Raw genomic sequence first — 10884 nt, forward strand, 5'->3', positions numbered from 1 at the left:
AGGTACACATGACCACGATGAGCAGGCCGCCTGCGGATCCTTCGGCGGTGCGGCCGGGAGTCGGGGAGAACTTCAGTCGGTGGCTGCTGTTCGGTCTGCAGGACGACAAGGGCGTCCGTCAGGGGCCCGGCGCGGTGAGCGACTCCCACCTGAAGAAGCATCAGTGGTGGCCAAACCCTTCGGACTGGACGAGCTCCTGGCCCGGCTGCGCGCCGGCCAACGCCGGACCACCCAAGCTGACGAAGCGCGCGTGGTGACCACAGCCTCCTTCACTGTCGACCTGGCCCTGAGACGCGTCACCCGCAACGGGCAGGACGTGCGCCTGACCCCCACGGAATGGGGCATCCTGCAAATCCTGGTCCGGAACCCCGAAAAACTCGTCACCCAGCAGCAGTTCCTCACCGAAATCTGGGGTGCCGCCTACACCAAGGCAGCCAACTACCTGCGGGTCTACATGGCCCAGCTCCGCCGCAAGCTCGAACCAGAACCCGGCAACCCCCGCCACTTCATGACCGAGGCGGGCATCGGATACAGGTTCCAGCCCTGATCCGGCCGCCACCACTCCGGCGATCGGTCGCCGTACGTTCACCGGCGAGCGGCCCCGGATCCTCCGGCAGCCACCATCACCCGCACCGGTGGCCGCTGACCCGGCTCTGGGACCCACAGACGGTTGACCCCGCTGGCTGGCATACAGTCTGCCATGGCTGTCGGACTGAAATTGGAAATTGAGTTCTCCGGACCTGAGGGACAGCGTGCCACGTTCGGAGATCTCAAGCGTTTTGTGGCGCGCGCAGATGCAGGCGGTTGCTCAGACGAGGACAAGCTGCACATCGAGATGAACGAGAACGACGAAATCACTGGATTCTCGCTCTACCTCGATCCAAACTCCTAAAATTACCCAACGAATGCACGGTTCCCCGACTTTGACCGCAAGACAGAGATGTCTCATCAGAATTCCTGCCGGGCGCAGCCGGCCAACGATGATGGGCGAGTGACACCAGGGGATCCCGCCGCCCCCCTGTGGTCCAGCCGCAGAGTTCCCGTAGTCCGCCGGGAGCCAGGGAAGCCCCGGACAACGAATGCCCTCTGGGGCTTCCTTGGTCGTTCGACACCGGCTATAGCACGGGCGATGCGTCAGGCGTGGGCGGTTCCTCGTCGTGCAGCGAGGGGGTACGCGGCGGCGCCGATGGCGGTGTCCAGGACGATGAAGGCCAGCAGGCTCCAGCCCAGTTGCGGGCGCACAGCACAGACCCTGGCCCAGTTCGGCATTGCCGGACCATTGATCCTCGGCGGGGGACTCGGCATCAACGTCCCTCGACTTTAGGCCGACTTCCGCGACGAGCTTGCGGGTAAGGGCAACACGGATGTGCGGGGCACGCCAGCGTTGATTGACGTCTGTGCCAGGCCAACACAACCACGTGCCCGAAGGCTGCTGAGCGGCGGCGAAGTTCACGCAAGTGCCGCCATATGACTGATGAAAGTCTTCGGTCGACGAATTGCGGCCGCGAGTGCTGACAGGCCGGGCCCTGGCCTCTGACACCCGTCACTGGCGTAGCATTCAACACGTGATCGACGTCGAGCCGTTCAGCCTCGTCATGCTCTTGGTCGCGGCCGCTCTTCTTGCCGCCGTGCTGGCCCACCGCCTCAGCGCCCGGCTCCGAGTACCCGCGCCGGCAGTGTTTCTCTTGGCCGCGGCCCTGGCCTCCGATGTTATCCCTGCGTTGGAACATATCCCGGTGACAGTGGAACAACGAATTGTCACAGTTGCCTTGGTGTTCATCCTCTTCGATGGTGGCATGCACATCGGCTGGCGCCGGTTCCGCCAATCCGCCGGGGCCATTGCTTGGATCGGTATCGCCGGGACTGCAGCAACGGCCGCCGCCCTGGCGCTGACCGCACATGCGCTTTTTGGATTCGGCTGGAGCACGGCCCTGCTCATTGGCGCGGCGCTGTCCCCGACAGATCCCGCCGTGGTGTTCTCCGTCCTGGGCGGCCGGGAAATCACTGGTCGGACCGGCACCATCCTGGAGGGTGAGTCGGGGGCGAACGACCCCGTCGGCATTGCCCTGATGATCAGCCTGCTCGGTGTCACCGGAGTCGGGCTTGACGCCGTGGCCAGTGTCACTGCGGATTTCACACTCCAAATGGCCGTCGGCGCGCTCATCGGTTTCTTCGCCGGCCATGGCTTATTGGCGCTGATGCGCAAAGTTGTCCTGCCTAACGAAGCCCTGCACTCGGTGGGAACGATGGCGGCTGTAGCCTTCATCTACGCCGCAACGACCCTGCTCCACGGTTCAGGGTTTTTGGCCGTCTTTCTGGCAGGAATCATCATCGGAGACCAACGCGCCCCTCACAAACGCGACATCGAACGCTTCAGCGCCGGTATCGCCAGCCTGGCCGAAATCGTTGCATTCACAGTTCTCGGGCTCAGCGTCTCGCTCCGAGATATCCTCCGATCCGGCGAGCTGGAGATCGGGCTGGTCCTTGCCGGCCTGCTCATCCTCATCATCCGCCCCGCCCTTGTCGGATTGCTCATAACACCCATCCGGCTGCGTCGGGGCGAACGTGCATTCATCCTTCTCGCCGGCCTCAAAGGAGCCGTCCCGATCCTGCTGGGCATGTTCATCCTCAGCGCCGGACCGGCCGATGCGTCACGTATCTACTCCATTGTATTCATCGTCGTACTGACCTCGGTCGTCGTTCAAGGCACATTCGTGCCCTACCTCGCCGCACTCCTGCACGTGCCGATGCGCCACATCGACCCGGAACCCTGGGGCATTGGCCTGCGGTTCACAGACGAACCACACGGACTACACCGGCACGTCGTTGAGCCAGGATCCCCGGCAGACGGCTCCACGATAGCGGACATGGCCCTAGGCGAGTCAGGGTGGATCAGCATGATCCGACGAGATGGCCATCTCATCCAAGTCCGCGGCAATACCACACTGCGTGCCGGTGACGTCATCCTCGCCCTCTCGGATTCAGAAACTGGGCTGGCGCGACTCTTTCAACAACCCCCGTAAAGCCCCGCAGGCACATCGAACCACTTGAACGTACCCCGGCCAGAGGAACTTTCGGCTCGAGAGGCGCCGCCCTGGATCAAACGGCGTGCCTTGGCGGGCCACCAGCCGGCAATTCGCTAGAGCGGTCGTCAATAAAGAAGAGCGGCCAGAACCAGGCAATGTGGGGCTGGTTCTTCGAATCCGGTCTGGGTTCCGATTCGCTGCAACGGAATTATGGGCATCCGCTTCGCGCGGTCGGCTGTCGGGCCCCGGTCCGGCTCCGAAGGGCTCCGCCGGCCCGGGACCTGGTCTGTCTGCGACGTTTTGCATGTGGTCCCCTGACTTGCAGAAGCACCCCATGCGCCCCCAGGGCGACTGCGCCCCACTGGGCGGCAACCCTGCAGCGCTGCCCTTGACGGGCGAGGACCGTCGGCCGAGAGTGTTACATGTGAGGCGTGAGGCCGTTCGGGAGTATCTGGCGAGTGCCCTGTGGGCGATGCCGACGTGCGCCGTCGCCCTCGCGCTCATCGCGGGGGCGGGGCTCTCCGCAGTGCAGCTGGGCGCAGCGTCGCCCCTCGCCGTCCTCCTATTCCAAGGGACGTCCGATGACGCGCGGAACCTGCTCATCGGGATCGCGAGCACGATGGTCACCGTCATCGCCGTCGTGCTCGGGCTCACCGTCGTTGCCCTGCAGCTCGCGTCTACGCAGTTCAGCCCGCGACTGCTGCGGAACTTCCTGCGCGACATCCCCAACCAGGTGACGCTGAGCACGTTCATGGCCACGTTCGCGTACAGCACGGCGGGCCTCTACACCGTCGGCATCGCCGGCGGACAGCGCACCCAGGACTACCCGCGCCTCGCGGTGAGCGGCGCACTGCTGCTGCTGTTCGTGAGCATGATCATGCTCGTCTACTTCGCCCACCACCTGGCGCATTCGATCCAGGTGGACCAAGTCATGAAGCGCGTCGAGACGGCCACACTCAAGGTGATCGAGCGGTCGTTCGTCCCGGGCGACCCCACTCTTCGCATGCCAAACCCGCCGCCCGGCGCCACGGCCTTGCCGGCACCGCGGTCTGGATATGTCCAAGCCTTCCATGTTGAGGCGTTCGTCGGCGCGCTCGCGAGCCGAGGCCTCACTGCCCAGATGGTGCCCATGGTCGGCCGACACGTCGTCGCCGGGGCTCCGCTCGCCTGGGTGTGGGCGAGCGCGGGCGAAGGTCCCCTGGCCCCCGACGCTGGCGCTGAACTGCGGCGGGCGCTCGTGCAGAGCGTGCGGATTGGCTACGAACGGACCCTTGAGCAGGACGTCGCCTTCGGGATCCGGCAACTCGCCGACGTCGCGTCCAAGGCGCTCTCGCCCGCCATCAACGACCCCTACACCGCGAACCAGGCGGTCGATCATCTCGGCTCGATCCTCGCGGCCCTCGCGCTCCGGCAGCACGGTCCGCAGGCCGTGGCGGACGCGCAAGGCACCATAAGGCTGCACGTGCCGGCTCGCGATTTCGCCTATCTCGTGGATCTCGCCCTCGGACAGGTGCGGCGGTACGGCGCGAACGAACCTCGCGTCGTCCGGGCTCTGCTGCGCGTGTGCCGCGATCTCTTGTGGTTCGGCGACGCGGCCCACCACGCTGTAGTCCGGCGGTACGTCGAGACTCTCCTGAGCGATGTGACCCGGCGTGTGGCCCAGCCAGCCGATCGCGAACCTCTTCTCGCGGAAGGCGCGGCAGTGCTCAAGGCCTTCGACGTCCCGGGCGGCACGACGGGCGCCGACTAGACGACCCTTCTATGGTGGCGGGTTAAGCCATGAGTGTCTGGAGTTGGCGCAAGAGCTGTCTGGTGATGAGGCGCTTCAGGCAGCGGCGGATTTCCTGTGGGCAGCATCGGCAGGGAGGTACCGCGAGTAGTCAGACACATAGACGGCGTAGCTGATGTTGTAGCCTGCATCGAGTGAGAGTTGCACGAGGAATACGCCTGGACCTCTACGACTGGCTGCGCCGTGGCGGCGACAACTGTTAATAGGCCGAAAGCGGTTAATAGGCCGAAAGCGGTCATGCAGTGGAAATTGGTTTTTACTTGGTGGCAGTTCACACTACTCGGAGGTTCATTTGGAAACCGTCAACCAGCTCCTGGATTCGATCAAGGACGTGGGCCGCGACGCGGTGCGCGGTGGTTATTCCCGGGCGGTCTACTCGACTGCGGAACTCGACCTGAGGGCGTGGTTCATCGAACAGGCGCTCCAGCGTGGCCTGGCCGTCGAGACCGACCGCAACGGCATTATCTGGGCGTGGTGGGGCGAACCCCAGGACGGCGCCCTGGTCACTGGAAGCCATCTCGATTCAGTACCCGGCGGCGGCGCCTTTGACGGCCCGCTCGGCGTCGCATCGGCACTCGCCGCCGTCGACATCCTTATTGCCCGCGGAAATGTGCCGAACCGGTCCCTGGCCATCACGGTGTTCCCTGAGGAGGAGGGCTCCCGCTTCGGCGTGGCCTGCCTCGGATCCCGCCTTCTTACCGGAGCCATCGACGTCGACAAGGCGCGGAACCTGCGCGACGGCGACGGCAACACGTTCGCGGACGTCGCGCGGTCGAACGGGCTCGACCCCCGGCACGTCGGTCCGGATGCCCAGGCCCTGGCCCGAATCGGCAACTTTGTTGAACTGCACGTTGAGCAGGGCAAGGGCCTGGGAACGGGCGGCCCGGCCATCGCCGTCGGAAGTTCCATCCTGGGGCACGGCCGCTGGAAGCTGAGCATCAGCGGCCAGGGCAACCATGCCGGGACCACCCTGATGGCTGACCGTGCGGATCCGATGGTCGCAGCGGCGCAGATCATCGTCGCCGTGCGCGACACTGCCGCAGCCCAGCCGGATGCGCGCGCCACGGTGGGACGCCTGATGCCGGTACCCGGCGGAACCAACGTCATTGCCTCCCGCGTAGACATGTGGCTCGACGCCCGGCATCCCAACGACGCCGTGACCGCCCGGCTGATCGAATCGATCTACGGCGCCGCCCAAAGGATAGCGGCAGGTGAAGGATGCTCCGTTACCCTCACGGAGGAGTCTTACAGCGACACTGTCCATTTCGATCCCGGCCTGACCCGGCGGATCAGCGGGATCCTGCCCGGGGCTCCTGTGCTTCCTACCGGTGCCGGCCACGACGCCGGAGTGCTCTCCGCCTATGTGCCGTCCGCGATGCTGTTCGTCCGCAATCCCAGCGGCATCTCGCATTCCCCGGAGGAATACGTTGCCGACGAGGACGCCAACACCGGTGCCGAGGCCCTGGCGAATGTCCTGGAGGGGCTGCTGTGACCGGGTTCTGGTGCGAGTCGGCTGTTGTGGCCGGCGACGCTCCGGCTGACGGGAGCCCGGGCGACGACGACGGCGGTGCAGTTGACCCCGCCGCGGCGCTCGCGTCGGTGCGGCTGGACGTCCGGGACGGCCGGATTACTGCGATCACACCGGGTGCAAAGCCGCAGCCCGGCGACCACGTACTAAAGGGCGTCGTCTTTCCGGCCGCCGCCAACGCCCATTCCCACGCCTTCCACAGGATCCTGCGCGGACGCACGCACCACGGACGCGGCGACTTCTGGGTGTGGCGGGAGCAGATGTACCGGAGCGCGGCCGAGCTGACACCGGAGAGCTACGAAAAGCTCGCCAGCGCGGTGTTCGCGGAAATGGTGGTCGCCGGTTTCAGCAGTGTGGCCGAGTTCCACTATGTCCACCACCAGCCGGGCGGGGCCCACTACGCAGAACCCCATGCCATGGAGCTGGCGCTGGCCAGGGCGGCGATGGCGGCCGGGATCCGACTGACGCTCCTGGACACGTTGTATCTGGCGGGAGGGATCGATACGCCGCTGAGTCCCGAACAGTCGCGGTTCGGCGACGCTGACGTCCAGGCCTGGCTGGCGAGGCTGGCATCGCTTCGCGCCGAAATGGAGCGAAGCTTTCCCCCGGAGATGGTCGGTCTAGGGGCAGCGCTGCATTCCGTGCGTGGCGTCCCGGACAAGGACCTGGCAGTGGTGGCCAAACAACTGCCCGTAGACATGCCCCTTCACATCCACCTCAGCGAACAGCCGGCGGAGAACGAGGCCTGCCTTGCCGCCTATGGCGTCACGCCTGCCGGTCTGCTGGAGCGCCGCGGCCTGCTGTCCGGCAGGCTCTCGGCCGTCCACGCCACGCACCTGACGCCCGGGGACGTCGCCTTGCTCGGCAACGCCGGCGCCACGGTGGTGATGTGCCCCAGCACCGAGGCCGACCTCGCCGACGGGATCGGCCCGGCCCGCGCATTGTCCGACGCCGGAGCAACCATAGCGCTGGGTACGGACCAGCACGCTGTCATAGACCCGTGGGTGGAAATGCGCTCGCTGGAGCACGGTGAACGGCTCGGTTCCGGTCAGCGCGGAAGGTTTTCCCCGCAGGAACTGCTGCGGGCCGCTACGGACGGTGCCGCCCGATCGATGGCCACCCCCATCGCTGCATCTGTGCTGGCGGTCGGTACGGTCTGCGACCTGATGGCCGTGGATCCCGGTTCGGCCCGAACGGCCGGTTCCAGGGCGCTGCAGTTTCCCTTCAGCGCCACGGCCAGCGACGTCACCGACGTCGTCATCGCGGCGGAAGTGGTGGCCTCCAACGGCATCCACCGGCGACTCGGCCCGCCGGGCCGCCTCCTGACGGAGGCATTGAAGGAGTTTTCCTGAGGGGCTTGTCTGTCATGCGCCTGCGGCGCGCACAACGCACCATTCGTTGCCTTCGGGATCCTGGAGCACTTGGAACGTGCCCACAGTACCTATGTGGATCTTGCCGATCCTGCGAGCTCCGATGGCTTCGGCGGCGTCAGAGGCGGCCGGCACATCCTCCACGTGCACGTCTATGTGGAGCCGGTTCTTCCCTTGCTTGTTTTCGGGCACCCGTTGGAAGGCCAGCCGCGTCCATCCCGGCGGATCGATGAAGGACCACGCATCGCTTCGATGCACTGGTTCGCCACCGAGGACCGAGGACCAGAACTCCGCAAGTGCGGCCGGGTTTTGGCAATCCACTACGACCTCATCTACTCGTCCAATCATTTTCTGAGCCTACGGCTGCCCTGGAAAGTCCGGTGCCGAGGGCATGAGGACATCCCGGCCCCACCCCGGAGAGGTGCTTCCACAGGCCGGCCTTCGTCAGTTTTTTCGGCGGGTTGGCAGTGTCTGATAGACACTGCCAATGGGCTCAACGCCTGCGCAGCGTGGTGGTTGTGGACAGAAGAGTGGAATCCGTGAGTTCCCGATCTCAATGTGGCAAAAAGGAAGTGTGTACAAAGTACACACTTTGGGTGTCGGATCGGGTCATACCGGGGCCGGATCGGGCCGGATTCCGCATGTTTTCGGGGGAGTCCAGTGTTTGCGGGGGTGGGAATGCAGTTCGAGTCCCACCTCGGGCACAGCAACCCCCTCGTCAGAGGGGGTTTTTGCTTTAACGTGTGGACATTGACCCTGCGTGGGTCCCTCTGACATTGGCCGCGGTCTGTGGCTGGCGCCGCGGTGGCCTGTTCGGTTGTGTGGGTGGCGGGTTCAGGGCCCGGGCTAGTGGGCCCTCCGCCGGCTGGGAGGTGGGGTCATCTGGGTCTCCTTTCTGGTTGGTTGTGCCGGGCGTGGTTGGTCTTGTACGTATTCATGCCGTGGGGTTGTGGTGTTGACATGACCTGGGAAACTTTCTTGGAGATTCTTTCCCCCCGATTCGCTCCTTCCCTGTGAGCCGGGGGAGAGCTTGGCGCCCTTTTGTCTGGCAGAGGTGGCGTGCACATTGTCCACACCGTGTACGCGGGATGCCGTTGCTGGTGGGCGGCTCCCTCCGTGCCTAATTCTCCTGACACGAGTTCATGCAACCACGAGGTCTGTGTGACATGACTTTCCGGGCACTCTGGCGGGACGTCCGGTCCGTGCTACGTGGACTGTTCCAGAAGCGTCCGCGGCAGGGAGGTGTGCGTGACAGTAGTCTTCTTCCGTCGCCGTTCCTGCTGGGTAGTCAGTCATACCCGTCCATAACCGGATGCACGGTTTCGACATGACTACCTGAGCGTGCTCTTCTAACGTGGTCGTCTCGATTCCTCTGGCGCGTCGACAGAAGGCAGTATTAGCCGCGAGAGTGAGCGGCAGAGGCTGGCCGGAAGCGAAGGTCCCCGGCCGTCGTGGCGTCCGCGTAGTTGGCGAATGCTGATGCTGTCGCCTCGGCGTCGCCTCCGAGGTGCCCGGCGACGCGCCGGCGTAGTACTTTGCATGTTCCGAGCTGGAAGGCAGGTTCAGCCGGTGTTGGCGCCCATGCGGTTTTTTTCCAGCGTGACTCAGACCAGGCTCTCGTGTGGCCAAAAGCCCAGGCTGTGCCCCAGCCGACTGAAATCCGATTCGAGCCCACTTTAGCGGCAGCAATCGCAGTTTGAACGGGGACCACTTTTCGCCGTGGAAACGACCCCCATCAAGAGGCTGAAACCGCCGATCGATTTCGTGCTGGTCCTACTCGACGTTCTTTGCCGATGTTGCGGATGGTCCGCTAGGAGTTGAACTGCTTTACCTCAGGAGGAGCTTCCTTCAGCTGTTCCTTACTCGGACGCTGGGGTTTGCCTTCGAAGTCATAGGTGGTCAGCTCTGCCTGCAGGGCACGCGTCGTGAAGCGGTTGTAAAACGGACGGGATCATGAGAAAGCGCGGATGCCCGGTTCAGCGGGACCAAAATCAGCTGCTTTCCGCCGACGAAACGGCTCAAGCGATTTCGACGGCTTCTCCGCGCACTGCGATCCCGCCGAGCGGTGGAATATTAATGGTGAGTCTGCTCGGGCGGCCGACGTGGCTCCCTTGGAGCACCACCACCCGGCTGGGTGGTTCCACAAGCGATAGCAGGCGGAGGTATCCGCCGAAAGCAGCGGCAGCCGAACCCGTCGCCGGATCTTCAGTGATGGCGCCCGCCGGGAAGAGATTTCGCGAGTCAAACTCGCCCGCTCCGATCTCGCAGAGTGTCGTTACGGTACCGGCCCAGTTTTGGGCGTCCATCAGCGTACGCATGGGATCCGGGTCGAACCCGAATGAGTCAAAGGTCCTTCGGTCAGCGAAGACCAGTATTGGATGCCAGTTTCCTGCAAAGGCGAGCAGCGGAGGGTAGGCGGGGTGCAATTCGTCCCGACCCACGCCCAGCAACCCGAGCAGAGTGTCCAGAACACCTGCCGGAAACTCGGCGACGCGAGGCTCCACGCTCGTGAAGGATGCCGTCAGGGTAGCGCCCTGTCCGGCAGATTCGATCGAGACCAGCCCCACCGAAGTATCGAACGTAAAGGTCCCCGCACCGTGCAGCCTCGACAGCGCGACAGCCAGGGCAATTGTGGCATGGCCCCAAAAGGGCACCTCGGCGATCGGGGAGAAGTACCGCACGCGGTTTCGACGTGAGTCTCCGTCAATCGCCGCCCCGGTGATAAAGACCGTCTCCGCATATCCGACATCGGCCGCGATGACCTGCATCTGCGCGGCGTCGAGACGGGTTGCGTCCAAGACCACGCCCGCCGGATTGCCTCCGCCAGGGCTCGTGGCAAAGGCGGCATAGCGAAGTACATCGGGAGTCTGATTCATTGCTACATCCTCGGTGGGTTGTGAAAATACGGGCGTGGCGAAGACCAACAGGGTGAAGCGAAAAGCGACTGCAGCACTAGGGCGTGTCTCCTAATACTTTGAGCCAGACGGTGATCGCGCGAAGGACGACGGCGCCGCGGTACGTGAGGGCGAGCTTGTCGTATCGGGTGGCGAGCCCGCGCCATTGCTTGAATACGTTGAAGGCCCTTTCGACGACGTTCCGGCGTTTGTAGGCATCTTTGTCTAGACCCACAGGTCTTCCGCCCTTGCTGCCCCGTCGCTTGCGGTTCGCTTC

9 protein-coding genes are annotated in these 10884 nt (G+C 64.7%); 6 read left to right on the forward strand and 3 right to left on the reverse strand.

The annotated features are described in order from the left end of the window. Positions 1-163 precede the first annotated feature (163 nt). From AC1D2F_RS19730 to AC1D2F_RS19755, 6 genes are all read left to right on the forward strand, one after another. Entirely contained in the window at positions 164-547 is a 384-nt protein-coding gene (locus AC1D2F_RS19730; RefSeq protein WP_414645505.1) for a winged helix-turn-helix domain-containing protein, read from the forward strand. Positions 548-700: 153 nt separating this feature from the next. Next, positions 701-892: a hypothetical protein gene (locus AC1D2F_RS19735; RefSeq protein WP_229994308.1), complete on the forward strand. Its 192-nt coding sequence runs from the start codon at positions 701-703 to the stop codon at positions 890-892. Positions 893-1565: 673 nt separating this feature from the next. Further along, the gene (locus AC1D2F_RS19740) at positions 1566-3023 is read left to right on the forward strand and encodes a cation:proton antiporter domain-containing protein (RefSeq protein ID WP_229994309.1); all 1458 of its coding nucleotides are present in this window, start codon (positions 1566-1568) and stop codon (positions 3021-3023) included. Positions 3024-3450: 427 nt separating this feature from the next. Further along, positions 3451-4776 (forward strand): DUF2254 domain-containing protein, encoded by a 1326-nt coding sequence (locus tag AC1D2F_RS19745; RefSeq protein ID WP_229994310.1) that lies wholly within the window; start codon positions 3451-3453, stop codon positions 4774-4776. A 331-nt stretch (positions 4777-5107) separates the two neighbouring features. Then, complete coding sequence (locus tag AC1D2F_RS19750; RefSeq protein ID WP_229994311.1) at positions 5108-6307, forward strand: allantoate amidohydrolase; 1200 nt, start codon at positions 5108-5110, stop codon at positions 6305-6307. Further along, the gene (locus AC1D2F_RS19755) at positions 6304-7695 is read left to right on the forward strand and encodes a formimidoylglutamate deiminase (protein WP_229994312.1); all 1392 of its coding nucleotides are present in this window, start codon (positions 6304-6306) and stop codon (positions 7693-7695) included. Before AC1D2F_RS19750 ends, AC1D2F_RS19755 begins: the two co-directional genes overlap by 4 nt. A gap of 12 nt (positions 7696-7707) precedes the next feature. On the opposite strand, the gene AC1D2F_RS19760 is transcribed toward AC1D2F_RS19755, so the two are convergent. From AC1D2F_RS19760 to AC1D2F_RS19770, 3 genes are all read right to left on the reverse strand, one after another. After that, a complete protein-coding gene (locus AC1D2F_RS19760; RefSeq protein ID WP_229994313.1) occupies positions 7708-8061 on the reverse strand; it encodes a VOC family protein in 354 nt (117 codons plus the stop codon). 1670 nt (positions 8062-9731) lie between these two features. Beyond that, on the reverse strand, positions 9732-10589 hold the full coding sequence (locus AC1D2F_RS19765) for a PhzF family phenazine biosynthesis protein (protein ID WP_229995615.1): 858 nt from the start codon (positions 10587-10589) through the stop codon (positions 9732-9734). Positions 10590-10665: 76 nt separating this feature from the next. Further along, on the reverse strand, positions 10666-10884 hold a 219-nt coding region (locus AC1D2F_RS19770; RefSeq protein WP_476967529.1), incomplete at its 5' end, for a transposase.

The sequence above is a fragment of the Arthrobacter sp. P1_B3 genome, assembly GCF_056406615.1.

Coding starts and splice junctions, on each gene's coding strand:
- AC1D2F_RS19765 (WP_229995615.1), bottom strand. CDS start 10,589: ATGAATCAGACTCCCGATGTACTTCGCTATGCCGCCTTTGCCACGAGC.
- AC1D2F_RS19760 (WP_229994313.1), bottom strand. CDS start 8,061: ATGATTGGACGAGTAGATGAGGTCGTAGTGGATTGCCAAAACCCGGCC.
- AC1D2F_RS19735 (WP_229994308.1), top strand. CDS start 701: ATGGCTGTCGGACTGAAATTGGAAATTGAGTTCTCCGGACCTGAGGGA.